We start from the raw sequence: 23,755 nt of genomic DNA, 5'->3' as shown, positions 1-23,755 counted from the left end.
TGTTGGTTTCTGCTGGGGGCGCTTTCCTGCGTGGGGTCGTTTTCCTGGGTTGGGTGCAGGCCTCGGCCGGGGTCGCTTTCCTGCGTGGGGTCGCTGTACGGGGTGGGGTGCTGATCTCTGTCGGGGTCGCTTTCCTGCGTGGGGTCGCTGTCCTCGGCTGGATGTTGGTTTCTGCCCGGGGCGCTTTCCTGCGCAGGGTCGTTTTCCGGGGCTGGGCGCGTGCCTCCGCCGGGCCGCTTTCCTGCGTGTGGTCGCCGCCCTGCCTGGGTCGGCCTTCGGTGATCCGCGATGCCGGGCCGCTGATCGTCGCTTCCCGGCAGGGGTGGCCGCTTCCCGGCGCCAGGTGGCGTCCTCGTCGGAGGGGCGGTCCAGGCGGTCCCAGGCCGTTCGGCGTCGGTGAATCGCCGGGCCCCCTCTGGCTCCGGCCCGCACCATTCAGCCCGTCCGGCGTTTGAGGACGAGGCCCCTTCAGGGCCGAAGCGGGGGGCGGGGGCGGCAGCCCCCGGGCGGGGCGTCTACGCTGGGGTGCCGGACAGCGACGGCCTGCCGCAGCCAAGCCATTTTGACCGGGCCCGGGCGCCGCAGGTATCCTGCATGTTCGTTGTGTATTGGCTTGCTCATTCTCACGGGACGGGCCCTTACACCGGTCCACCGGGCCGATGACCAGCGACCCCACGTACGCGGTATGCGTCGCCGCCGTGCGGTCCAGGCTGTCGTGATCGTTTCGGTGACCTGTTCAGGACCATTCACTCGAAGCGAAGGCTACGAACCGTGCGTACGTACAGCCCCAAGCCCGGCGATGTGACGCGCCAGTGGCACGTCATCGACGCTCAGGACGTTGTCCTGGGCCGTCTCGCCACCACTGCCGCGACGCTCCTCCGGGGCAAGCACAAGCCGATCTACGCGCCGCACGTCGACGCTGGTGACTTCGTCATCATCATCAACGCCGACAAGGTGCACCTGTCCGGCAACAAGCGGACCCAGAAGATGGCGTACCGCCACTCCGGCTACCCGGGTGGTCTGCGCTCCGTCCGCTACGACGAGCTCCTCGACAAGAATCCCGAGAAGGCCATCGAGAAGGCCGTCAAGGGCATGCTCCCCAAGAACACTCTGGGCCGTCAGATGCTCTCGAAGCTGAAGGTCTACAAGGGTGACCAGCACCCGCACGGCGCGCAGCAGCCGCAGCCGTACGAGATCACCCAGGTCGCGCAGTAAGTCCGGCCACCCCCTAAGACTGAAGAGAATCTGAGGAGAATCGTGGCCGAGACCACTGCCGAGCAGCCGCTCGAAGAGCTTGACATCGACAGCTACACCACCGAGTCCGAGGTTCCGGTGGAGGGCGAGTACACCTCCGAGTCCCTCGCCTCGCGCTTCGGTGAGCCCCAGCCCGCCGCCGGCCTGGGTCGTCGTAAGAACGCCATTGCTCGTGTTCGGATCGTTCCGGGCACCGGCAAGTGGAAGATCAACGGGCGGACGCTCGAGGACTACTTCCCGAACAAGGTGCACCAGCAGGAGGTCAACGAGCCGTTCAAGGTTCTTGAGCTCGAAGGTCGTTACGACGTCGTCGCCCGCATCGCCGGTGGCGGTGTCTCCGGCCAGGCCGGTGCGCTGCGTCTCGGTGTCGCCCGTGCGCTGAACGAGGCCGACGTCGACAACAACCGCGGCCCGCTGAAGAAGGCCGGCTTCCTCAAGCGCGACGACCGTGCGGTCGAGCGCAAGAAGGCCGGTCTGAAGAAGGCCCGCAAGGCCCCGCAGTACAGCAAGCGCTAAGCTTCGCTGCCTGTACGTCCGAACGCCCCGGCGGCACGCCACAGTGCCGCCGGGGCGTTCGTTTTCTCACAGGCTTGGGCGTATAACGGCACAAGGTGTTCAAAGGCTGATGTGCTCGTGTGCTCGTGTGCTCGTGTGCTCGTGTGCCTGTGGGCTCGTGTGATCGGGCGATGGGATGATCGGACGATCTCCGAAACTGACGCTTCCTCAGGAGGACAAGTGGGACGACTCTTCGGCACGGACGGCGTGCGCGGCGTCGCCAACGCGGATCTGACGGCCGAGATGGCGCTCGGTCTGTCCGTGGCGGCGGCGCACGTACTGGCCGAGGCGGGCACCTTCGAGGGCCACCGGCCGAAAGCGGTGGTCGGGCGGGACCCGCGTGCGTCCGGGGAGTTCCTGGAGGCCGCCGTGGTGGCCGGTCTGGCGAGTGCGGGTGTCGATGTGCTGCGCGTTGGGGTGCTGCCGACGCCGGCGGTGGCTTTTCTGACGGGATCGCTCGGCGCCGACCTCGGCGTGATGCTCTCCGCCAGCCACAACGCCATGCCCGACAACGGCATCAAGTTCTTCGCCCGCGGTGGCCACAAGCTCGCCGATGAGTTGGAAGACCGTATTGAGTCCGTTTACGACGAGCATCGGCACGGTGAGCCCTGGGAGCGGCCCACGGGTGCGGCTGTCGGGCGCGTGCGGTCGTATGACCAGGGGTTCGAGGAGTACGTCGCCCACCTCCTCGGGGCGCTGCCCAACCGGCTGGACGGGCTGAAGATCGTTCTCGACGAGGCGCACGGTGCCGCGGCGGTTGTCTCGCCGGAGGCCTTCTCGCGGGCCGGGGCCGAGGTCGTCACCATCGGTGCCGAGCCGGACGGGCTCAACATCAACGACGGGTGCGGGTCCACGCATCTGGACAAGCTGAAGGCCGCCGTCGTCGAGCAGGGTGCGGATCTTGGTATCGCGCACGACGGTGACGCCGACCGTTGCCTCGCCGTGGATCACACGGGCGAGGAGGTGGACGGCGACCAGATCCTCGCCGTGCTGGCGCTGGCGATGCGGGAGCGGTCCGCCCTGCGGTCCGACACCGTGGTGGCGACCGTCATGTCCAACCTCGGCTTCAAGCTGGCGATGGAGCGCGAGGGGATCCAGCTCGTCCAGACCGCGGTCGGTGACCGGTATGTGCTGGAGGAGATGAAGGAGAAGGACTTCGCGCTGGGTGGCGAGCAGTCCGGGCACGTCATCGTGCTGGACCACGCCACGACCGGTGACGGCACGCTGACCGGGCTGATGCTGGCCGCGCGGGTCGCCGAGACCGGGCGTACGCTGCGGGATCTCGCGGCGGTGATGGAACGGCTGCCGCAGGTGCTGATCAATGTGCCGGATGTGGACAGGGCGCGGGTGAAGACCTCGGCCGACCTCGCCGCCGCTGTCGCCGAGGCGGAGCGGGAGCTGGGGGAGACCGGGCGGGTGCTGCTTCGGCCTTCGGGGACCGAGCCGTTGGTGCGCGTGATGGTCGAGGCCGCCGACATCGACCAGGCACGGTCGGTCGCCGGGCAGCTCGCCGATGCCGTGAAGTCGGCGCTGGGGTAGCGCTGCGGGACGCCGTCCGGGGCGGGTTCGCAGGTCCGCGTTCTGCCCCGGATGCCCTATGCCACTGCGGTGCGATGTGCGTCACTCCGTGGCCGTAACAAAGAGTGCCGGGTTGATCGCTGGTTGTTTCACTGGCGTCGAGGCCGCCCCTACGCGGCGAGCCCCTCGACGGAAGTGAGAAACGCAGCATGAAGACAGTGAGCAGCACCCTGAAACGCGCGGCCGTGCCGGCCCTGGCCGCCGGTCTCCTCGTCACCGCGCTCGCCACCCCGGCCGCTGCGCAGACCCCCGGCTCCACTGCGTTCCGTGTTTTCGGCAACGTCGGGCTCAGCGCGCGTGCCGGATTCGTGAACAACGTGACGGCCACCGTCGTCGGCGCCAGTCTGAGACTCACGGACAGCTCGGGCGTCGCGGCGGGACCGGGTTGCCGTCAGGTGGACTTCAACACTGTCGACTGCCCCCTCCCGGTCAGCCGGCTCTCGGTCGGGCTGGGTGACCAAGGCGACAGTTTCGACGGGACGAGCATTGTCGTCCGCACTGTCGTCGATGCCGGACCGGGCGCGGACACCGTGGCGACCGGCGGCGCCAACGACATGATCGGCGTGGACGACGACACGCCCAACAACGACACCGTGACTACCTGCGGCCTCGGTTCCGACGCGGTGTTCGCCAACTCCGGTGACCAGATCGGCACGGGCTGCGAAGCGCGTTACATCTCTTCCTAGGCGCTGCCCGCCTTCGCCGTACGTGCGCGCTGCCTGGCCCAGAGCCACTTCTGGGCCAGCAGCGTGAGCGTGCCGGCGAGGATGATGCCCAGCAGGTTCAGGAGCAGCTGGCCCGTCGAGAACCAGGTCTGTTTGGCGTCGTCGTAGATCAGGGCCACGGCCGCGTTGGCGGCGGCCGGGACCGTCGTCACCGAGATGGCGACCCCGACCAGGGCGCCGGACTTCGACGACGTCAGCGAGAGGGTGCCGGCGGCGCCGGCGAGGACCGCCACGACGAAGGAGAACCAGTCGGGGGCGTAGATGAAGCCCGTGTTGGGGCGCTCGGCCTCCAGTCTGGCCTCGGTGAACAGGCCGACGGCGTCCATGAAGTAGCTGAAACCCACCGTCACCGCCATCGCCACGGCGAAGCCGACCAGCAGGGCGATCAGTGAGCGCAGCGCCAGGCGCGGCGCCCGCTGCACCACGGCCGTGCAGATGCCCGCCAGCGGTCCGAACTCCGGGCCGACCGCCATCGCGCCCACGATCAGGATCGCGTTGTCGAGCACGACACCGCAGGCCGCGATCATCGTGGCGAGCGTGATGAAGGCGAGGTAGGTGATGGAGAGGGTGGACTCCTCGTGCGTCGCGTCCGTGAGGTGCTCCCACAGCACCGCGTCCGCGCCCTCGCCGGGGGCCTCCGCCTCGGCCTTGTCGGCGCGCTTGGACAGCGACAGGTCGATGTTCTCGACGGCGATGGAGCCGTGCTTGTCGAGGTCCAATCCCTGCAGCCTGCTCAGGAGTTCGTCACCCGCCTCGCGCGCCACGTCGCACAGCACGACATCGCCGGCGGGGTTGCGGGCGGCGCCCGGCAGCACGACGAGGTGTGTGGTGCCGACCGTCTTCTCGATCAGGCGGACCACGGCGTCGGTCTTGTCGGCCGGGGTGATCAGGCGCAGATGCAGCATGACGTCTTTCTAACAGGCCCGTGTTACGGCCCTCACGGCCCTACGGTCTTACAGCTTGCGCAGGCTCAGGCGCTGGACCTTGTGGTCCGGGCCCTTGCGGACGACGAGGGCGGCGCGGCCCCGGGTGGGGGCGATGTTCTCCACGAGGTTGGGCTTGTTGATGGTGCGCCACATCGTGCGGGCGTAGTCGAGGGCCTCTTCCTCGGATACCTGGGTGTACTTGCGGAAGTACGAGGAGGGGTTCTGGAAGGCGGTCTCGCGCAGGCGCTTGAAGCGGTTGAGGTACCAGTGCTCGATGTCCTCGGTGCGGGCGTCGACGTACACGCTGAAGTCGAAGTAGTCCGCGAGGCCGACCCGGGTGCGGCCGTCCTTGCCGGGGAGGGCGGGCTGGAGGACGTTCAGGCCCTCGACGATCAGGATGTCGGGCCGGCGGACCGTGAGCCGCTGGTCGGGGACGATGTCGTAGATCAGGTGGGAGTAGACGGGGGCCGTGACCTCGTCCTTGCCCGCCTTGATGTCGGCGACGAAACGGGTCAGGGCGCGGCGGTCGTAGGACTCGGGGAAACCTTTCCGCGACATCAGGCCGCGGGCCTGGAGTTCCTTGGTGGGCAGCAGGAAGCCGTCCGTCGTGACCAGTTCGACGCGCGGGTGCTCGGGCCAGCGGGAGAGCAGGGCCTGCAGGAGGCGGGCGACCGTGGACTTTCCTACGGCGACCGAGCCGGCGACTCCTATGACGAACGGGGTTCCGGACTGGGAGCCCTGTTCGCCGAGGAAGGTGTTCAGGGCGCCGCGCAGGCCGTCGGTGGCGCCTACGTAGAGATTGAGGAGCCGGGAGAGCGGGAGGTAGATGTCACGCACCTCGTCGAGGTCGATGACGTCGCCCAGGCCGCGCAGCTTCTCGACCTCCTCCGCCGTGAGCGGCAGCGGGGTCTTGTCGCGCAGCGCGCTCCACTCCGAGCGGGTGAGGTCGACGTAGGGAGTCGCCTCCGGCCGTTGCCGGTGGGCGCTCCGGGGTATCGAGGAGACCGGAGAGATCACAGTCCATTGTTACGGCAGTACGAACAGACGGTGAGGTGGGATCCGTCACGCGGGTCCCTGTCTCGGTCATTTTCGTGAGGAAGCGGGAGGGAGCGGGACAAGGAGGGGAATGTCAGTGGCGTGGGTCACAGTTGTGGGAGAGGTGGGCCCGGGCCGGGGTCCGCTGAACCGAACCCCCGAGGGGTGACCCATGACGTATGCGATAGAGGCGGAAGGTCTGGTCAAACGGTTCAAGGAGACCGAGGCGCTGGCCGGTGTCGATCTCGGGGCCCGCAAGGGCTCGGTGCTCGGGCTGCTGGGTCCCAACGGAGCGGGGAAGACGACGGCGGTGCGGATCTTCGCGACGCTGCTGAGGCCCGATGGGGGCAGGGCGCGGGTGGCCGGGCACGACGTGGTCCGGGAGGCCGGGGTCGTACGCGCCATGGTGGGGCTGACCGGGCAGTACGCGGCGGTGGACGAGAACCTGACCGGCACGGAGAACCTGCTGCTCATCGGCCGGCTGCTCGGTCTGCCGAGGCGGGCGGCCCGGGCGCGGGCGGCTGAGCTGCTGGAGCGGTTTCAGCTGACGGACGCGGCCGGGCGGGCCGTGAAGACCTTCTCCGGCGGCATGCGCAGGCGGCTGGATCTCGCGGCCAGTCTCGTCGGCCGGCCCAGCATCCTCTTCCTCGACGAGCCGACCACCGGCCTCGATCCGCACAGCCGCGGTGAGCTGTGGGACCTGCTGCGGGGCCTGGTCGCGGACGGTGCGACGGCCCTGCTGACCACGCAGTATCTGAACGAGGCCGATGTACTCGCCGACGACATCGTGGTGATCGACAAGGGCCGGGTGATCGCCGAGGGCACCCCGGATCAGCTGAAGTCGCAGGTCGGGGGCCAGGTGCTGGAGCTGCGGCCGGTGGCGGGGCAGGACCTCGCGCGGGCGCATGCGCTGGTGGCCGGGGCCGCCGGACCGGAGGCGCGGATCGAGGGCGAGACGATCACCGCCCCGGTGAAGGATCCCGAGCTGATGCCGGCCGTCGTACGCACGCTCGACCGCGAGGGGATAGCGGTGGGCGAGCTCGCCCTGCGCCGCTCGTCGCTCGACGAGGTCTTCCTCGCCCTGACCGGCCACCGCGCCGAACCCGGCGCGCCCGAGGGCAACGGTGGCGCGGCCGTCCGGGACGAGGGCGAGGACGCCGAGCTTCATACGGCGGCGAAGGCGGCGAAGGCGGTGATGCGGCCATGACCGCCACCACCACGACCATCACCGCCCCGGTCACCAAGTCGGGCCGGGTGCGGCCGCTCGACGGGTTGCGGCAGACCTTCACGATGGCCTGGCGGAGCCTGGTCGCGGTCAAGCACAACCCGCTGGAGCTGGTCGACTACAGCATCACGCCCATCATGTTCGTCTTCCTCTTCACGTATGTGCTGGGCGGACAGATGGCCGGAACGCCCGAGGCGTATCTGAAGTACGCGCTGCCCGGGATCATCGTGCAGAACACCCTGTTCATGACGATGTACACGGCGATGGCGCTCAACACCGACCTCACCAAGGGTGTCTTCGACCGGCTGCGCAGCCTGCCGATAGCCCGCTCCGCCCCGCTCATCGGCCGGATCACCGCGGATCTCGCCAAGCACGTGTGGGCGCTGCTGTTGATGATCGGCCTCGGGCTGCTGCTCGGTTTCCGGGTCACGGGCGGGCTCGACGGGTTCCTGCTGGGCACGCTGCTGGTGGTGGTGTTCGCCGCGGCCGTGTCCTGGAGCGCGGTGCTGATCGGGATGCTGGCGGGGGATGCGGAGAAGGTGCAGGCCTTCGCCTTCACGATCATCTTCCCGATCACCTTCACCAGCAGCGCGTTCGTCATGGTGGACACCATGCCGGGGTGGCTGCAGGCGTGGAGTGACGTCAATCCGGTGACGCATCTGTCCGACGCGTTCCGTGGGCTGCTGCTGGGCGGGCCGGTCGCGGAGCCGGTGTTGTGGTCGTTGGTGTGGGCCGCGGGGATCGCGCTGGTGTTCTGTCCGTTGGCCATGCGGGCTTATCGGGCCAAGACGTGAGGCTGCGGCGGCCGGGGGCGGGGGGCTGTCGTCACCGGAGGCTGTCGTCACCGGAGGCTGCCGTCCTGGGTGCCGCGGATGAGCGCGTGCCCGAGTGCCGTCGTGACATGCAGGGCCCGCCCCGACTGCCGGACTGTGACGAGCAGTCCGGCAGTCGCGCAGCTTCGCGGTGTGCCGGCTGACGGCGGGCGTGGAGACCGCCGGGCTCCTTCAGAGGCACGACGTCGACGACCAGGACATGTGTGACGTCGCCGCGGACTTCGCGGCGGACGTGGCGACCGCCGTGCCGAAGTGAGGCGGGAATTTCCGAAATCGGGCACGCTACGGCCGTTTCCGAGCGGAGTTCGGTCGTAGGCTGCCGCGCATGTGCGGAATCGTGGGATACGTGGGGTCGCAGTCGGCGCTCGAGATCGTGATGGCCGGACTGAAGCGGCTGGAGTACCGGGGATACGACTCGGCGGGCGTCGCCGTGCTGGCGGACGGCGGGCTGGCGGCCGCGAAGAAGGCCGGCAAGCTCGTCAATCTCGAGAAGGAGCTGACCGAGCGGCCGTTGCCGACGGGAAGCACGGGGATCGGGCATACCCGGTGGGCCACACATGGCGGGCCCACGGATGCCAACGCGCATCCGCACCTCGACAACGCCGGGCGCGTGGCCGTCGTGCACAACGGGATCATCGAGAACTTCGCCTGTCTGCGGGCCGAGTTGGAGGAGCGGGGGCATGAGCTGGGGTCCGAGACGGACACCGAGGTCGTGGCTCACCTGCTCGCCGAGGAGTTCTCGGTGACCGCCGACCTCGCCGAGGCCATGCGGCTCGTGTGCCGGCGGTTGGAGGGGGCCTTCACGCTGGTCGCGGTGCATGCCGACGAGCCTGACGTGGTCGTCGGCGCGCGACGGAACTCGCCACTCGTGGTGGGCGTTGGGGAGGGTGAGGCCTTTCTCGCCTCGGACGTCGCCGCGTTCATCGCCCATACGCGGTCGGCGATCGAGCTGGGTCAGGACCAGGTGGTGGAGCTGCGGCGGGACGGGGTGACCGTCACCGGGTTCGACGGGCGGCCGGCGGATGTGCGGTCGTATCGCGTCGACTGGGATGCCGCCGCCGCGGAAAAGGGGGGCTATGACTACTTCATGCTCAAGGAGATCGCCGAGCAGCCCAAGGCGGTCGCCGATACGTTACTGGGGCGCATCGACGCCGCCGGCTCACTGACGCTGGACGAGGTCCGGATCAGCGCCTCCGAGCTGCGGGAAGTCGACAAGGTCGTCATCGTCGCCTGCGGTACGGCCTTCCACGCCGGGCTGATCGCCAAGTACGCCATCGAGCACTGGACGCGGATTCCGTGCGAGGTGGAGCTGGCCAGTGAGTTCCGGTACCGGGATCCGATCCTCGACCAGCAGACGCTCGTCATCGCCATCTCCCAGTCCGGCGAGACCATGGACACGCTCATGGCGCTGCGGCATGCCCGTGAGCAGGGGGCCCGGGTGCTGGCGATCTGCAACACCAACGGGTCGACGATTCCGCGTGAGTCGGACGCGGTGCTGTACACGCATGCCGGGCCGGAGGTCGCGGTCGCTTCGACGAAGGCGTTTCTCACGCAGCTGGTGGCGTGCTACCTGGTCGCCCTGTATCTGGGGCAGGTGCGGGGCACCAAGTGGGGGGACGAGATCCACGCGGTGATCCGGGACCTGTCGCAGATCTCCGGTGTGGTCGAGCGGGTGCTGGAGACCATGGAACCGGTGCGGGCGCTGGCGCGAAGCCTTGCCCACAAGAACACGGTGCTGTTCCTCGGCCGGCACGTGGGGTATCCGGTGGCGCTGGAAGGCGCGCTCAAGCTGAAGGAACTCGCCTATATGCACGCCGAGGGGTTTGCGGCGGGGGAGTTGAAGCACGGGCCGATCGCCTTGATCGAGGACGATCTGCCGGTGGTCGTGGTCGTGCCCTCGCCCCGGGGACGGTCAGTCCTGCACGACAAGATCGTGTCCAACATCCAGGAGATCCGGGCCCGGGGTGCGCGGACGATCGTGATCGCGGAGGAGGGGGACGAGGCGGTGGTGCCGTACGCGGATCACCTGATCTGGATTCCGGCGACTCCGACCCTGCTTCAGCCGCTCGTGGCCACGGTGCCGTTGCAGGTGTTCGCGTGTGAGCTGGCCACCGCCCGGGGCAACGAGGTGGATCAGCCTCGGAACCTGGCGAAGTCGGTGACGGTGGAGTGAGCCGACTTTAGGGCCTCGATGAAGGGGGTGAAGGCTCCGGTCGGGAAAGTGAGGATGCGGTCGGCCGGGGCCTTGGAGTCGCGTACGGCTACGTGGGTGGGGGAGTTGGCTATTTCCACACATTCGTTGCCGTCGCCCTCGCCGGAGTAGGACGACTTCCGCCAGTTGTCCATGGGGTGCCTCACAGCTCTGTTGCCAGCCGGTGGATGAAGTCACGGGACTGGTCCGATTCGAGTGATACGGCCTCCACCATACGGAAGCGCGTTCGATAGGTGTTGAGCTGGGCCTCGGCATCGATGAGGATCGAGCCATGGGGCGCGTCCCGCACCACTGTGTCCAGCTTGGGCAGGGGCCCACCCACGTACGTCATCGTGCTTGAGGCTGTGGCGAAGCCGTCCAGGTTGAAGGGGATGACGCGCAAAGTAATGTGGTCCGCTTCTGAGAGCTCAAGGAGCCGGGCGAGCTGGGCCTTCGAGGTGGCACGGTCGCTGACCCTGATGCGAAGCGCCGCCTCGTGGATCACTGCCTTGTACGGGATGGTGATCTCCTGGCGTGCCTTTCGGTGTTGGATGCGCAACTCAAGCTCTTCGTCGGTGAGTTCGGGCAGCCTCGACGAGAAGACGGCACGGGCGTAGTCCTCCGTCTGCAGGAGGCCCGGCACGTACAGGATGGCCACGTGGTGTTGGAACCGGGCGTGGTGCTCCAACTCGGACAAGTCCAGGAAGGACTTGGGCAACAGGCCCCGGTACTCTTCCCACCAGCCGCGGGTCCGATCGGTGGTCATCGCGGCCAAGGCGTCGATGAACTCCTTGTCCGTACAGGCGTAGTGGGATGCGAGGCGGCGTACTCGCTCCTCGCTCACGCCCACGAGTCCGGATTCGATCTGGCTCATCTGGACGCGATTCACCCCGAGTTGTGCTGCTGCTTCGATGGCGGTGAGTCCCGCCGCCTGGCGGAGCCTGCGCAGTTCGGTCGCCAGGCGCATCTGACGTGCTGTTGGTCCGCGCCGCTGGGACATCGATAGCTCCTCGTTCGGGGTCGAATTACGCGATCGGCTTGCTAGGAGTTACATGTTACGCCTACCGTCGGTGACGCGGCGCGCACTCTGCGGAAGTGCACCGCTCCGTCCTGCCATGACGAACGCGGCACCGCCACCGCAACCAACTCCCCCTCATCCGAACGGAGCTCACGCATGCCCGAAACCGAACCCTGGGAGTACACGCTCTACATCCCGAACGATGTCCGAGCCGTCACCGTCTCCCGCCGCACCCTCCGCCTGATCCTCACCATGCACGGCCTCATCGGCCTGGTGGGCACCGCCGAACTCCTCGCGACCGAGCTGGTCGCCAACGCCGTACGTCACACCAAGGGGCCCGCGGCCCTGCGTGTGCGCTGGTCGGCCGGTGTGCTGCGGATCGGGGCGTGGGGCGCGGATCCGGAACCGCCGGAGCCGCCCCGGGAGTTGGCCCAGCTTGGGGAGGCGGAGGAGGGGCGGGGGTTGGCGATGGTCCGGGCCTGTTCGGATCTGTGGGGGTGGCAGCCGCTGACCAGACACGGCAACCGGGGCAAGTACGTGTGGTGCGAACTGACTTCGGCGGCGTGAGGAGGTGGCTGCGCATCGGGCCGTCCGATGGCGAGGACTTTCTGCTTGCCGTCGAGGCGCAGTCGGGCAAGGTCGAGGGCAAGGAGTGGAGTTGGGCGTACTACATCGGCTACCTCCAGGCGAAGTACGCGCTGCCCGTACTGCTGCTCGTCGTCTGCCAGGACAGGGCCACGGCCAAGTGGGCGGCCGGCCCCTTCGACTGCGGAGTGCGCGGCTGGACGGCTCTACGGACGTATCCGCTGGTCGCCGGGCCGGACAACCTGCCGGTGATCACCGACGCCAGGACCGCGGCGAAGAACCTCCCACTGGCCGTGCTCTCCGCCCTGGCACACGCCCGTAGCCGCGACGGCGACGCCATCTGGAGGCCATCAGCAGCGCCCTTCAGGAACTCCTGGAAACCGATCCTGCCACCGCCAAGTACTTCTTCGACTTCCTCGAAGTCACCCTGGGCAAGACTCCAGCCGGAGAGAAATGGAAGGCAATCATGTCGACGTTCGTCAGCTACTTCCCCGGTCGGGGGACGGTCCGTGAGACGGCATACCTGGAAGGCAAGGCCGACGGCGAGGCCAAGGGAATCCTGTTCGTGCTGGAGGCTCGGGGCATCCCCGTACCGGACAGCGTGCGTGAGCGCATCACCACCTGCACCGACCTTGATCGCATGGATGCCTGGCTGGAGCGTTCCCGTACGGTCGAGCGGGCCGAGGATCTGTTCGCCGAGGACCCGGACCTTCCGGGTGCTGGTTCTGGAGAGGCCTGAGCGATGGGCGACCAGCAAGACAGCCAACAGGACGAGCCGCCGGAGCTGATCGACCTGCTCCGATTCACGACGACCTGCCTCGGGTTGGGCATTCCCGCACCGAAGGTGGCGGGTGATTTCCGGTTCGGGTTGGAGGATCTCAGGCAGCGCGGCATCCTTCCCCTTGAGGAGGTGGCCCGGATTCGTGCCGTCACGGCGGGGGAGGCCACGGACCGTCCTGAGGAGTGGGCGGCGGGCTTCGCCGAGGGGTATCGCTCGGCCTGGGCGGCAGCCGTCCTGAGCGTTCTGGACACGCGCGGGGTCGTGTTCGACAAACATCTCCATCGGGGCCTCAACCTGTGCCTCGATACGGACAAGCTGACGCGGTTCCTCGATCGCGCGGTCACTGCGACACACGAGGCTGATCTGGTCGCCGGGGAGCCGAGCCAGCGGTCGCCGGACGGATCGTAGAACGCCCGGGAGAGCTCAGCAGGTGAGCCTCGACGCCCATCGCCTCGGTCGGCATGCCGGTTCCCGACGTTGGGATACAGGGCTGCCGGATCGGGGTGGTCGGCCACGACTGACGATCATGCGCTGCTCATGGCTCCGGCTTCTCCTTCAACACGTTCGTCCTCCACGCCGTCGCCTGGGGCATGAACCTGTGCTCGGCCGCGTGTGCAGCCATGCGGGCGTTCCGTGCCTGCGCCCCCGCCCCGTCCGGCAGGTGGAAGTCCCTGCCCGCGAGGGCCGAAGCGGCCTGCATGCCCGTGGCGCCCGCCACGCGTCGGCGGACGTAGCGGTCCAGTGAGTCGGGTACGTCGGCCGTCGTTGCGCCCCTGAGGACGTCGCCCAGTACGGCCGCGTCCAGGATCGCCTGAGCCGCCCCCTGGGCCTGGAACGGCACCATCGCGTGGGCGCTGTCGCCGAGGAGGGTCACCCGGCCGATGTTCCAGCGAGTGAGCGGAGTGCGGGTGTGGATGCCGTAGCGGTACACCTGGCCCGCGCGTTCGAGGACGCTCAGCACTCGGGGGTCCCAGCCGGCGAACTCGCGCAATTGCTCGCCGGGTTCCGCCCGAGCGGTCCACGACTCCTGGGCCAACTCGCTCGTGCTGAACACGGCCACCACGTTGAGTAGTTCACCGCGCCGCACCCAGTAGTGGACGAAGTGGTGGTCCGGGCCGAGCCAGACGGCGAGTGGGGGAGGCCTAAGCCGGCCACTTCCTCGGCCGGCAGCAGGGCCCGGTACGCGACCGTTCCCGAGAAGACCGTCTCGTCCTTGCCGAAGAGCCACTGGCGGGCGGCGGACCGGATGCCGTCCGCCGCCACCACGAGGTCCGCGGTCAGGCGCTCGCCTGTCGCCGTCATCACCTGGGCGTGATCGTCGTCCTGGCCGATCGCGACGACCGTCGTGTTCAGGCGTACCGACTCCCGTGGCACCGCGGCGGCCATGGCGCCGTGCAGGTCCGCCCGGTGCACCACCAGATACGGCGCCCCGAACTCCTCCTCCGCCTCGCGGCCCAGCGCGTAGCGGCAGATCTCCGACCCGTCCGACCAGGTGCGGAAGCTCACGTGGGCAGGGCGGGCGGCCTGGTCGGCGACTGCGTCCAGCACGTCGAGCCGGCGCAGCTCCCGCGTGGCGTTGGGGGCGAGTTGGATGCCGGCGCCCACCTCCGTGAAGCGCGCCGTCTGCTCGACCAGCGTCACTTCGACGCCCGCACGGCGCAGGCTCAGTGTCGCGGCCAGTCCTCCGATGCCCGCTCCCACGACGATCGCCCTCATACGGCCACCTCGCCGGGACGCCGACACAGCAACGCGGGCCGTCGTCGTCCTGTCGCGCTCTCCTCAGCCCCGTACATCCCGCCAAGCCCCCGGAATCCCCTCGGCCACGTCATGCGCCCCCACCGGCGCCCCGTCCGCCGCGAACCTCGCCGAGAGGCCATGGAGATACGCGGCCACGCTCGCAGCGTCCACCGCCGTGAGCCCCGCCGCCAGCAGCGATCCCGCCAATCCGGACAGCACGTCACCGCTGCCTGCCGTGGCCAGCCAGCCGGTTCCCGTCGGGTTCACCCGTACCGCCCCGGTGCCGCCCGCCTCCGCCACCAGCGTCGTCGAACCCTTCAACAGCACCGTCGCCGCATACCGCCCCGCCAACTCCCGTACCGAAGCCAGCCGAGCCCCCTCGACCTCCTCCCGTGCCACCCCGAGCAGCGCCGCCGCCTCCCCGGCGTGCGGGGTCATCAGGGTCGGTGCCGTACGGCCCCGTACCGCCTCCGCGTCCGCCAGCCGCAGCCCGTCCGCGTCGATCAGTACCGGGACGTCCGTCGCCAGCACCTCCGCCACCGTCGCCGCGTCGTCCCCGGCGCCGGGGCCGACGACCCAGGCCTGCACGCGCCCGGCCTTCTTCGGCCCCCGGTCCGACACCAGCGTCTCGGGGAACCGCGCGATCACCGCGTCCCCGGCCGGACCGACGTACCGCACGGCCCCGGCCCCGCCGCGCAACGCCCCCGCCACGGCCAGTACGGCCGCGCCCGGATACCTCCCGGATCCCGCCGCGATGCCTACGACCCCTCGCCGGTACTTGTCCGTCTCCGCCGCCGGCAGCGGCAACAGCCGTGCCACGTCCGCGTGTTGGAGCGCCTCCAGCTCCACCGCGTCGTTCGGCAGCGCCAGACCGATGTCCACCAGCCGCACCACCCCGGCGTACTCCCGCGCCGGATCGATCAGCAGCCCCGGCTTGTGCGTGCCGAAGGTGACGGTGAGGTCGGCCCGCAGTGCCGTGCCGCGTACCTCGCCCGTGTCGACGTCCACGCCGCTCGGCAGGTCCACGGCGACCACGGCCGCCCTCGACCGAGCCACCGCGTCGGCCAACGGTGCCGCCTCCGGACGGAGCCCGCCCTTGCCGCCGATCCCGACGATCCCGTCGACGACCAGATGCGCGCGCTCGATCAACTCCTCGGCGGCATCGACACCGGTCGTCCTTCCGCCTGCCCGGCGCAGCGCCTCCAGCCCTCCGGCATGCGCCCGCCCGGGCTTCAGCAGGACCGCCGTAACTCCCGCCCCGCGCCTGGCCAGTCGGGCGCCGGCGTACAGGGCGTCGCCGCCGTTGTCGCCGCTGCCGACCAGCAGGACGATCCGGCTGCCGTACACCCGGCCCAGCAGATCCGCGCAGGCGGCGGCGAGTCCGGCCGCCGCACGCTGCATCAGTGCCCCGTCCGGAAGCCGTGCCATCAGCTCCCGTTCGGCCGCCCTTACCGTCTCCACGCTGTACGCACTCCGCATGCGACCGAGTGTCCCGTACCCGGCGAGGCTCGTCGCATCCATTGACGCTTTGCCGTGCCTTTGCCAAACTCACCGGCCCCCACAGGATGAATCGATTCAGTCGAATTGGTTCGACGAGAGGACCCCCATGGGACGCAGAGCCGCATTCACAGGCCGCCGAGCCGCCCTCCTCATCGCCGCCGGTGCCACCGCCCTCCTCACCGCCATCGGCACCCTCACCGCCCCCACCCCCGCCGCGGCCGCCGCCTGCGGCGAAGGCTCCTACCAGGCCGAGGCCGTCCTCAGCGGCAGCACCTGGACCGCGCGGCGCGGCGGCAGCACCGTCTATACGGGCGGTGACATGCGGGCCGCCGTCCAGGCGGCCGTGAACAGCCTGACCGCCGGGCGCTCCGCCAAGGAGCGGGTGGTGGTGCGGGGTTCGGGAGCCATGTCCGCCGGGTCGCGCATCTCCCTGCCCAGCTACACCGTGCTCGACGTCTGCGGCACCATCAACGTCACCGGCAGCGGTTCCGGCGACCAGGCGCCCGTCTACTCGCGCGGCACCCGGGACGTCGAGGTCCAGCACCTGAACCTCACCGGCAGCCCGCTGTACGGGATCTTCCTGCGGAACGTGCAGAACGTCGTCCTCGGGCAGATCGACATGCGGCTGTCCGCCGGTCTGGGCGTGCGGATCGACAACCGCGGGGACACCAGCCAGTGGACGCGCAACGTCCGGATCGACAACGTCTACGTCTCCGGGGCCTCCAGCCACGCCGTGGAGACGTACGGCGTCGACGGCATCACCATCGGGACGGTGACCGCGCGCAACGTGGGCGAGTCGGGGCTGCTGCTCAACCAGACCATCAACGCCACCGTCACCAAGGTCGACGCCGAGAACGCGGGGACGGGCACCGGGTACGCCGCCTTCCGCATGGCCAACCGGAACGGGCGGGTGGGGAGTTCGTACCCGGCCAACATCCGGGTGGGCGAGGTCATCGCGCGTGGCGGCGGGCGCGGGGTGTTCTGCGTGTCCGAGAGCGGCGGGGCCGTCATCGACCGGGTCACCCTCTCCAACACCGGCAACAACTCCGTGCTGATCGAGAACTGCTACAACGTCAGCCTGGCCGCGCAGAGCGGCACCATCACCGGCGGCGGAGAGCTGCGGCTGGCGGCGCGGTCGGAGTTCGCGAACAACAGGGACATCACCGTGCAGAACCTGACCGTGACCAACTCGGCGATCAGGGAGAGCCCTTGCGGTGAGAACACCACGTTCCGGAACATCACCCGCGTGAACACCAGCCAGTCGATCTGCTGACCGCCGAGTGCCTGGTGGCGGAGCCTCGGCCCGTGCCCGGGGCTCAGCCCTCCGCCACCACCACCGCCGACGCCACTCCGGCGTCATGGCTCAGCGACAGGTGCCAGGACCGCACGCCCAGGTCGGCCGCCCGCGCCGCCACCGTTCCCGTCACCCGCAGGCGCGGCCGGCCGCTGTCCTCGACGAAGACCTCGGCGTCCGTCCAGAGCAGGCCCGAGGGCGCGCCCAGTGCCTTGGCGAGGGCTTCCTTCGCGGCGAAGCGGGCGGCGAGCGAGGCGATGCCCCGGCGTTCGCCGCTGGGCAGCATCAACTCGCTCTCCAGGAACAGCCGATCGGCCAGCCCGGGCGTGCGTTGCAGCGCCGCCTCGAATCTGTCGATCTCGGCCACGTCGATACCGACCCCGATGATGCTCATGCCGAGCACCCTACGGTCGGCCTCCCGTGCACCGACGCCGGGTTCCCGCTCCTCGTTGCCGGGTTGCCGCTCCTCGTTAGGGTGACGCCGCCGCGCGGCACCTGCCGCCCGGCAGGACCTCACGCTTCCCTGTGCGCATGATCAGCGGACGTATCGCATGTCGGAGCATGGCCGTAGTGCTCGCCGCGGCCACCCTGCTGCCCGTCGGCAGCGCCTCGGCCGACCCCGTCCCCCCGGCCTCCGGACCGCAGGCCGAACTCGTGCCGCAGGCTTCCGAGCCGCAGGCCGGCCCTGTCTCCCCGGATTCCGGGCCGCGGGCCGAGCTGGTGCCCCCGCATTCCGGACCGCAGGCCGACCCCGTCCCCCCGGACTCCGGACCGCAGGCCGAACTCGTGCCCGGAATTCCCTTGGGCCTGCCTCCGCTCTGGCAGACGGACACGCCTGACCAGGCGCTGGCGCCGGAGGTGTACACGCCCACCGCCGAGGAGGACGCCGTCGAGCCGGAGGACGCGCCGCGGGAGGCGTACGACAGCGTGGAGTACGTCGATCCCATCGACGCTCTCGGGGGCGTGAAGTGCAGCGAGGAGACGGGCCCGCGGCAGCGGCAGGTCGAGCGGTGGCTGAAGCTGCCGGTGGACGGGGAGCAGTCGGCCGCCGACTGCCGGGCCATCCGCGCCTTCCAGAAAAAGCACGGCATCAAGCCCGCCATCGGCTTCGCCGGGCCTCTGACCTGGTCCACCATGCAGCTCGTCGACGCCCGGAAGAACCCGAACGCCGCCAAGAAGTGCCCGGTGCGGGCGTACCGGGTCGCCTGTGTCGACCTCGACCGGCAGCTGACCTGGGTGCAGCACGGCAAGAAGGTCGTGTTCGGGCCCGCGCCCATCCGGAGCGGACGGGAGGGGTACGGGACGCGCACCGGGTGGCACGCGGTCTACTGGCGGCACAAGAACCACGTGTCGTCGCTGTACAAGAGCCGTATGCCCTACTCCCAGTTCTTTAGCGGGGGCCAGGCCTTCCACGGCGTCTACGGCAACATCTTCAGCCCCGTCGGCTCGATGGGCTGCGTCAACATGCGCCTCGACGAGGCCCGGCAGCTGTGGGGCGTGCTGAAGCGGAACGACCGGGTGTACGTGTGGGGGCACCGGCCGGAGGCGTGAGTCCGGTGGCCGGGCCCGGGGGCCACGGGTGGGGGTCCCGGCTCGGCGGTGTTGTCGGACCCCTCTGAGACACTGGGGGCGCGATGACAGAAACAGCAGCCCTGCGGACCGCGCCCCTGCGTGCCCGCGCCGAGATCGATCTGGCCGCCCTGCGGGCCAATGTGCGGACCCTGCGCGCCCACGCGCCGGGCGCGGCCCTCATGGCCGTCGTGAAGTCGGACGCGTACGGCCACGGGGCGGTGCCGTGTGCCCGCGCGGCCGTCGAGGCGGGCGCCGGCTGGCTGGGCACGGCCACGCCCGAGGAGGCCCTCGTGCTGCGGGCCGCCGGGCTGGACGGCGTACGGATCATGTGCTGGCTGTGGACGCCGGGCGGGCCCTGGCGGGAGGCCATCGAGGCCGACCTCGACGTCTCCGTGAGCGGGATGTGGGCCCTGCGGGAGGTCACCGACGCCGCCCGGCAGGCCGGCGCCCCCGCGCGCGTGCAGCTCAAGGCCGACACCGGGCTCGGGCGCAACGGCTGCCAGCCGGGTGACGACTGGGCCGAGCTGGTGCGCGAGGCCCTGGGGGCCGAGGCCGACGGGCTGGTCCGGATCACCGGGCTGTGGTCGCACTTCGCCTGCGCCGACGAGCCGGGCCATCCGTCCATCGACGCCCAGCTCTCCCTCTTCCGCGAGATGGTCGCGTACGCCGAGGAGCGGGGCGTGTGCCCCGAGGTCCGGCACATCGCCAACTCGCCCGCCACGCTCACCGTTCCCGACAGCCACTTCGACCTGGTGCGCACCGGGATCGCGACCTACGGCATCTCGCCCAGCCCCGAGCTCGGCAGCCCCGCCGACTTCGGGCTGCGGCCCGTGATGACCCTCTCGGCGTCCCTCGCGCTGGTGAAGCACGTGCCGGGGGGCCACGGCGTCAGCTACGGGCATCACTACACCACCCCGGGCGAGACCACCCTCGGCCTCGTCCCGCTCGGCTACGCCGACGGCATCCCACGGCACGCCTCGGGCGCCGGGCCCGTTCTGGTGGGCGGCAAATGGCGGACGGTCGCCGGACGCATCGCGATGGACCAGTTCGTCGTCGATCTGGGCGGGGACGAGCCCGAGCCGGGCGCGCAGGCCGTGCTGTTCGGGCCCGGTGACCGCGGTGAGCCCACCGCCGAGGACTGGGCGCAGGCCGCGGGAACCATCGCCTACGAAATCGTCACCCGGATCGGAACGCGCGTTCCACGCGTCTATAGAAATGCGTCCACGTGATGCGTCCACGTGATGCGTCCACGTGATGCGGCCACGTGATGCGTCTATCCGAATGCATCTAGGTGAATGAGGAACAAGACGGGTAACCCCGTAGCGGAACACCCCATCGAAGAACACCTGCACCATCCACCACCTACGTCACACCCGGCACCACCCGACCCAGCGAAGAGGAGCGGTACGTGAGCGAGAGCAGTGCGGAGGCCGTCGCGGCCGTCGCCTCCGCCACGGGGGCGGCCGCGAACTGGCGTAGGGCCACAGGCATCGCCGGTGCGGCGATAGGCGTGATCGCGGCGGGCGCGGCCGCGGGCGTCGCCATAGAGCGGATGACCGTGGGCCGGGGCATGCGGCAGAAGGCCCGCCTCGCCCTCGACTCGGCGGGGCCGTACGGCTCGCTGCGCGGCATGCCCGGCAAGGCGCAGGCCGAGGACGGCACCGAGCTGTACTACGAGGTCGACGACCTCGACCCCGAGGCCGCCCCCGCCCTCACCCCACGCCGGCGACGGCTCTTCGGACGCAAGTCACCCGCCCCCGTCACCGTCGTCTTCAGCCATGGCTACTGCCTCAGCCAGGACTCCTGGCACTTCCAGCGCGCCGCGCTCAGGGGCGTCGTCCGCACCGTGCACTGGGACCAGCGCAGCCACGGCCGGTCCGGGCGGGGTGTGGCCCAGGTCGAGGACGGGGTGCCGGTCGACATCGAGCAGCTCGGGCGCGACCTGAAGGCCGTCATCGACGCCGCCGTCCCCGAGGGGCCGATCGTGCTGGTCGGGCACTCCATGGGCGGGATGACGGTGATGGCGCTGGCCGACCAGTACCCGGAGCTGATCCGCGACCGGGTCGTCGCCACCGCCTTCGTCGGTACGTCGTCCGGACGGCTCGGCGAGGTCAACTTCGGGCTGCCCGTCGCCGGTGTGAATGCGGTGCGGCGGGTGTTGCCGGGCGTGCTCAAGGCGCTGGGTCAGCGGGCCGAGCTGGTGGAGAAGGGGCGCCGGGCCACCGCCGACCTGTTCGCGGGGATCATCAAGCGGTACTCGTTCTCGTCGCGGGACGTCGACCCGGCCGTCGCCCGGTTCGCCGAGCGGATGATCGAGGGGACGCCGATCGACGTGGTCGCGGAGTTCTACCCGGCCTTCACCGACCACGACAAGACCGAGGCGCTCGCCCTCTTCACCGAGATGCCCGTGCTCGTCCTCGCCGGTGTGGGCGACCTCGTCACGCCCAGTGAGCACAGCGAGGCGATCGCCGACCTACTGCCGGAGGCCGAGCTGGTCCTGGTGCCGGACGCCGGGCACCTGGTGATGCTGGAGCACCCGGAGGTGGTCACCGACCGCCTGGCCGACCTGCTCACCCGCTCGGGCGCCGTGCCCGCAGGGGCTACCGTAAGTGGCTATGGAAGCACCAGCAGCACCGCACAACGCGGGTGACCTCGAGCTGACCGTCACTTCTCCCGACCAGATGCGGGAACTGGGCCGCCGCCTCGCCAAGCTGCTGCGCGCCGGCGACCTCCTGATGCTCAGCGGGGAGCTCGGCGCGGGCAAGACGACGCTGACCCGGGGGCTCGGCGAGGGGATGGGGGTGAGGGGCGCGGTCACGTCCCCGACCTTCGTGATCGCCCGCGTGCACCCCTCCCTCGGCGACGGCCCGCCGCTCGTCCACGTCGACGCCTACCGGCTGTCCGGCGGCCTCGACGAGATGGAGGACCTCGACCTCGACGTCTCGCTGCCCGAGTCGGTGATCGTCGTGGAGTGGGGCGAGGGCAAGGTCGAGGAGCTGACCGAGGAACGGCTGCAGGTCGTGATCCACCGGGCCGTCGGGGACACGACCGACGAGGTGCGGCACGTCACCGTGACCGGGCTCGGGGAGCGCTGGGCGGCGGTGGATCTGAGCGTGCTGTCCGCGTGAGCGGGTGGTGGGCCGGATGAACATTCCGACAAGACGTCGGCAAGATATTGCGTTCGCGGTCTTGCGCGTGGTCACATGGTATCCAGTCCGTAGTTAGGTCTACCTAACTACGTCCGCCCCCGGCCCCAGGAGGCGTCCATGTCGGCATCCGAGAGCAAGGCGCAGAGCGAGAGGCGGCCACGGCCGTACGTGCCGGTGGCCGGGGTGTCCATGCGTGATCTGCTGGCAGCCGGTGCCGCTGCGAACGTGATCTCGACCCCGCCGCGTCTTCCTGATCCGGAGACGAACCGGCGGGCCGCCGATCACGGGCATCGCGAAGCGGCGTAGCTCCGCTGGTTGAGCCGTGGGGAGAGTGCCGCGCTGGGTCGTCGGTCGTGTGCTGCGTCGTTGTGGCTGGTCGCGCAGTTCCCCGCGCCCCTGAAGGGCGCTCCCGCGCCTTCAGGGCGCTTCGCTCGCCCTGCGTCAGTGGATCACTGCCACCGTTCGGCCGATTGTCGCGAACTCCCACATCGCGGCTCCGTCCGCGCGGGACTCGCGGATGCCGCCTGTTTTCACGGTCGGGTTGGGCTGGGGTGTCGAGCCGTCGACGGCCGCGCTGAAGCCGATGGTGACGCCCTCGACTTCGCTGAAGCGGACGACGTGCTCGATGGCGGTGCCGTCGGTGCCGGTGATCGCGTTGGAGCGGGACGTGACCGAGTAGACGCCCGGCGCCGGGTCGACCGATCCGGCGGTGACGCGGAACGTGCGCTTGACCGTGTCGCCCTCGCCGACCAGCCACACCCGGTCGTCGTCCAGCGAGTACACGACCCGCACACCCGTACCGGACCCGGCGGGCAGCGCGCCGGGTTCCTTGCCGTCGCGGGGCCCCTTGACGGCACTCACTTCGGGTGAGCTGCTCGCCCCGGGCCTGGCCAGGTCGGCCGGGACGCTCGCCGAGGCCTGGTAGGCGAGGAAGCCGACGGTCGCGAGGGCAGCCGCGGTGAGCCCCGCCACGAATCCGGAGCTGCTGCTTGCCACCGTCGCCCACCTCGGTCGTTCGCGCCGTACGTCATGATCCAGCCCGACCGTAGCAGCCGTCGGGCGTGCCGCCGGGGCGGCGCTTCCTGGGGCCTGAGCGCCGTAGGCTGTTTGCGTGCTCTTGCTCGCTCTGGATACCGCCACCCCCGCCGTCACCGTCGCGCTGCACGACGGTACGGACGTCATCGCCTCGTCGAGCCAGGTGGACGCGCGCCGGCACGGCGAGCTGCTGCTGCCGGCCGTCGACCGCGTCCTCACCGAGGCCGGCGTGCGGCTCGACGCCGTCACCGGCATCGTCGTAGGCATCGGCCCCGGCCCGTACACCGGGCTGCGCGTCGGCCTGATGACCGCCGACACCTTCGGGATCGCCCTCGGCGTCCCCGTGCACGGCGTGTGCACGCTCGACGGTCTCGCGTACGCCGCCGACATCGAGAAGGGCCCCTTCGTCGTGGCGACCGACGCCCGGCGCAAGGAGGTCTACTGGGCGCGCTACGCCGACTCCCGTACGCGGCTGACCGACCCGGCCGTCGACCGGCCCGCCGACATCGCCGACCAGGTCGCCGGGCTGCCGGCCGTCGGCGCGGGCGCGCTGCTGTACCCCGACACCTTCCCCAGCGCCCACGAGCCCGAGCACGTGTCGGCGGCGGCTCTCGCGGGGCTGGCCGCCGAGAAGCTGGCGGCGGGCGAGGAACTTCCCGCGCCCCGGCCGCTGTATCTGCGCCGGCCCGACGCCCAGGTTCCCAAGAACTACAAGGTGGTCACCCCCAAGTGACAGGACAGCCGACCGGACCGCAGGCCGGG

Annotated in this window: 28 protein-coding genes; 18 read left to right on the top strand and 10 right to left on the bottom strand. The window is 70.2% G+C overall.

The genetic code is table 11. The features are described 5' to 3' along the window. Positions 1–771: 771 nt before the first annotated feature. The 4 genes from rplM (at position 772) to QQM39_RS16895 (ending at position 4,073) form a co-directional block, all read left to right on the top strand. Positions 772–1,215, top strand: a complete 444-nt coding sequence (rplM, locus tag QQM39_RS16910) for a 50S ribosomal protein L13 (protein ID WP_010036634.1) — start codon at positions 772–774, stop codon at positions 1,213–1,215. A gap of 42 nt (positions 1,216–1,257) precedes the next feature. Next, positions 1,258–1,770: a 30S ribosomal protein S9 gene (rpsI, locus tag QQM39_RS16905; RefSeq protein WP_019754544.1), complete on the top strand. Its 513-nt coding sequence runs from the start codon at positions 1,258–1,260 to the stop codon at positions 1,768–1,770. Between the two features lie 219 nt (positions 1,771–1,989). After that, entirely contained in the window at positions 1,990–3,348 is a 1,359-nt protein-coding gene (glmM, locus tag QQM39_RS16900; protein WP_301997662.1) for a phosphoglucosamine mutase, read from the top strand. A 197-nt stretch (positions 3,349–3,545) separates the two neighbouring features. Further along, a complete protein-coding gene (locus QQM39_RS16895) occupies positions 3,546–4,073 on the top strand; it encodes a hypothetical protein (protein ID WP_301997661.1) in 528 nt (175 codons plus the stop codon). Here QQM39_RS16895 and QQM39_RS16890 read toward each other — a convergent pair. Both QQM39_RS16890 and coaA read right to left on the bottom strand, forming a co-directional pair. Next, positions 4,070–5,017 (bottom strand): DUF389 domain-containing protein, encoded by a 948-nt coding sequence (locus tag QQM39_RS16890; RefSeq protein WP_301997660.1) that lies wholly within the window; start codon positions 5,015–5,017, stop codon positions 4,070–4,072. The genes QQM39_RS16895 and QQM39_RS16890 overlap by 4 nt on opposite strands. Before the next feature lie 48 nt (positions 5,018–5,065). Further along, positions 5,066–6,055 carry a type I pantothenate kinase gene (gene coaA / locus QQM39_RS16885; RefSeq protein WP_301997659.1) on the bottom strand — a complete coding sequence of 330 codons (990 nt, stop codon included), beginning with the start codon at positions 6,053–6,055 and terminating at the stop codon, positions 5,066–5,068. Positions 6,056–6,245: 190 nt separating this feature from the next. Here coaA and QQM39_RS16880 point away from each other — a divergent pair, with 190 nt between their 5' ends. From QQM39_RS16880 to glmS, 4 genes are all read left to right on the top strand, one after another. Next, positions 6,246–7,280 (top strand): ATP-binding cassette domain-containing protein, encoded by a 1,035-nt coding sequence (locus QQM39_RS16880; protein ID WP_301997657.1) that lies wholly within the window; start codon positions 6,246–6,248, stop codon positions 7,278–7,280. After that, complete coding sequence (locus tag QQM39_RS16875; RefSeq protein WP_301997656.1) at positions 7,277–8,092, top strand: ABC transporter permease; 816 nt, start codon at positions 7,277–7,279, stop codon at positions 8,090–8,092. Before QQM39_RS16880 ends, QQM39_RS16875 begins: the two co-directional genes overlap by 4 nt. 169 nt (positions 8,093–8,261) lie before the next feature. Then, positions 8,262–8,387 carry a hypothetical protein gene (locus QQM39_RS16870; protein WP_301997655.1) on the top strand — a complete coding sequence of 42 codons (126 nt, stop codon included), beginning with the start codon at positions 8,262–8,264 and terminating at the stop codon, positions 8,385–8,387. Positions 8,388–8,456: 69 nt separating this feature from the next. Further along, positions 8,457–10,304 (top strand): glutamine--fructose-6-phosphate transaminase (isomerizing), encoded by a 1,848-nt coding sequence (glmS, locus tag QQM39_RS16865; protein ID WP_301997654.1) that lies wholly within the window; start codon positions 8,457–8,459, stop codon positions 10,302–10,304. Here glmS and QQM39_RS16860 read toward each other — a convergent pair. Continuing rightward, on the bottom strand, positions 10,265–10,477 hold the full coding sequence (locus tag QQM39_RS16860) for a DUF397 domain-containing protein (protein WP_301997653.1): 213 nt from the start codon (positions 10,475–10,477) through the stop codon (positions 10,265–10,267). The genes glmS and QQM39_RS16860 overlap by 40 nt on opposite strands. A gap of 8 nt (positions 10,478–10,485) precedes the next feature. Beyond that, positions 10,486–11,322: a helix-turn-helix transcriptional regulator gene (locus QQM39_RS16855; RefSeq protein WP_301997652.1), complete on the bottom strand. Its 837-nt coding sequence runs from the start codon at positions 11,320–11,322 to the stop codon at positions 10,486–10,488. A gap of 174 nt (positions 11,323–11,496) precedes the next feature. Here QQM39_RS16855 and QQM39_RS16850 point away from each other — a divergent pair, with 174 nt between their 5' ends. Further along, on the top strand, positions 11,497–11,907 hold the full coding sequence (locus QQM39_RS16850) for an ATP-binding protein (protein WP_301997651.1): 411 nt from the start codon (positions 11,497–11,499) through the stop codon (positions 11,905–11,907). A gap of 109 nt (positions 11,908–12,016) precedes the next feature. Here the strand turns inward: QQM39_RS16850 and QQM39_RS16845 are convergent, their stop codons facing one another. After that, positions 12,017–12,265, bottom strand: coding sequence for a hypothetical protein (locus QQM39_RS16845; RefSeq protein ID WP_301997650.1), 249 nt, complete (start codon positions 12,263–12,265; stop codon positions 12,017–12,019). Between the two features lie 126 nt (positions 12,266–12,391). Here QQM39_RS16845 and QQM39_RS16840 point away from each other — a divergent pair, with 126 nt between their 5' ends. Both QQM39_RS16840 and QQM39_RS16835 read left to right on the top strand, forming a co-directional pair. Next, positions 12,392–12,664: a hypothetical protein gene (locus tag QQM39_RS16840; protein WP_301997649.1), complete on the top strand. Its 273-nt coding sequence runs from the start codon at positions 12,392–12,394 to the stop codon at positions 12,662–12,664. A gap of 3 nt (positions 12,665–12,667) precedes the next feature. Further along, complete coding sequence (locus QQM39_RS16835) at positions 12,668–13,114, top strand: hypothetical protein (RefSeq protein ID WP_301997648.1); 447 nt, start codon at positions 12,668–12,670, stop codon at positions 13,112–13,114. Positions 13,115–13,241: 127 nt separating this feature from the next. Here QQM39_RS16835 and QQM39_RS16830 read toward each other — a convergent pair whose 3' ends face one another. The 3 genes from QQM39_RS16830 to QQM39_RS16820 all read right to left on the bottom strand — a co-directional run bounded on the left by QQM39_RS16830 (position 13,242) and on the right by QQM39_RS16820 (position 15,922). Next, complete coding sequence (locus QQM39_RS16830; protein WP_301997646.1) at positions 13,242–13,697, bottom strand: NAD(P)/FAD-dependent oxidoreductase; 456 nt, start codon at positions 13,695–13,697, stop codon at positions 13,242–13,244. After that, on the bottom strand, positions 13,661–14,422 hold the full coding sequence (locus QQM39_RS16825) for an FAD-dependent monooxygenase (RefSeq protein WP_301997645.1): 762 nt from the start codon (positions 14,420–14,422) through the stop codon (positions 13,661–13,663). Before QQM39_RS16825 ends, QQM39_RS16830 begins: the two co-directional genes overlap by 37 nt. Before the next feature lie 63 nt (positions 14,423–14,485). Beyond that, positions 14,486–15,922 carry an NAD(P)H-hydrate dehydratase gene (locus tag QQM39_RS16820; RefSeq protein ID WP_301997644.1) on the bottom strand — a complete coding sequence of 479 codons (1,437 nt, stop codon included), beginning with the start codon at positions 15,920–15,922 and terminating at the stop codon, positions 14,486–14,488. Positions 15,923–16,049: 127 nt separating this feature from the next. Between QQM39_RS16820 and QQM39_RS16815 the strand changes: the two genes are divergently transcribed. Beyond that, positions 16,050–17,216 (top strand): hypothetical protein, encoded by a 1,167-nt coding sequence (locus QQM39_RS16815; RefSeq protein ID WP_301997643.1) that lies wholly within the window; start codon positions 16,050–16,052, stop codon positions 17,214–17,216. 43 nt (positions 17,217–17,259) lie between these two features. Here the strand turns inward: QQM39_RS16815 and QQM39_RS16810 are convergent, their stop codons facing one another. Beyond that, complete coding sequence (locus tag QQM39_RS16810; RefSeq protein ID WP_301997641.1) at positions 17,260–17,631, bottom strand: holo-ACP synthase; 372 nt, start codon at positions 17,629–17,631, stop codon at positions 17,260–17,262. Positions 17,632–17,807: 176 nt separating this feature from the next. On the opposite strand from QQM39_RS16810, the gene QQM39_RS16805 reads away from it, so the two are divergent. From QQM39_RS16805 to QQM39_RS16785, 5 genes are all read left to right on the top strand, one after another. Then, entirely contained in the window at positions 17,808–18,788 is a 981-nt protein-coding gene (locus tag QQM39_RS16805) for a L,D-transpeptidase family protein (protein WP_302003612.1), read from the top strand. 83 nt (positions 18,789–18,871) lie between these two features. After that, positions 18,872–20,038 carry an alanine racemase gene (alr, locus tag QQM39_RS16800; RefSeq protein WP_301997640.1) on the top strand — a complete coding sequence of 389 codons (1,167 nt, stop codon included), beginning with the start codon at positions 18,872–18,874 and terminating at the stop codon, positions 20,036–20,038. Between the two features lie 179 nt (positions 20,039–20,217). Continuing rightward, complete coding sequence (locus QQM39_RS16795) at positions 20,218–21,459, top strand: alpha/beta fold hydrolase (protein WP_301997639.1); 1,242 nt, start codon at positions 20,218–20,220, stop codon at positions 21,457–21,459. After that, positions 21,425–21,937 carry a tRNA (adenosine(37)-N6)-threonylcarbamoyltransferase complex ATPase subunit type 1 TsaE gene (gene tsaE, locus QQM39_RS16790; RefSeq protein WP_062698051.1) on the top strand — a complete coding sequence of 171 codons (513 nt, stop codon included), beginning with the start codon at positions 21,425–21,427 and terminating at the stop codon, positions 21,935–21,937. The genes QQM39_RS16795 and tsaE overlap by 35 nt, the downstream gene beginning before the upstream one ends. A gap of 138 nt (positions 21,938–22,075) precedes the next feature. Further along, on the top strand, positions 22,076–22,264 hold the full coding sequence (locus QQM39_RS16785) for a hypothetical protein (RefSeq protein ID WP_301997635.1): 189 nt from the start codon (positions 22,076–22,078) through the stop codon (positions 22,262–22,264). A 135-nt stretch (positions 22,265–22,399) separates the two neighbouring features. Here the strand turns inward: QQM39_RS16785 and QQM39_RS16780 are convergent, their stop codons facing one another. Then, on the bottom strand, positions 22,400–22,954 hold the full coding sequence (locus QQM39_RS16780; RefSeq protein ID WP_301997633.1) for a hypothetical protein: 555 nt from the start codon (positions 22,952–22,954) through the stop codon (positions 22,400–22,402). Between the two features lie 115 nt (positions 22,955–23,069). Between QQM39_RS16780 and tsaB the strand changes: the two genes are divergently transcribed. Continuing rightward, positions 23,070–23,726, top strand: a complete 657-nt coding sequence (tsaB, locus tag QQM39_RS16775; RefSeq protein ID WP_301997631.1) for a tRNA (adenosine(37)-N6)-threonylcarbamoyltransferase complex dimerization subunit type 1 TsaB — start codon at positions 23,070–23,072, stop codon at positions 23,724–23,726. Positions 23,727–23,755: the final 29 nt, after the last annotated feature.

Origin of the sequence: Streptomyces sp. DT2A-34 (assembly GCF_030499515.1) — a bacterium.
GTDB lineage: Bacteria > Actinomycetota > Actinomycetes > Streptomycetales > Streptomycetaceae > Streptomyces.
Note: the sequence above shows the minus strand (reverse complement) of the source record. Positions and strands in the feature narration are given on the sequence as shown.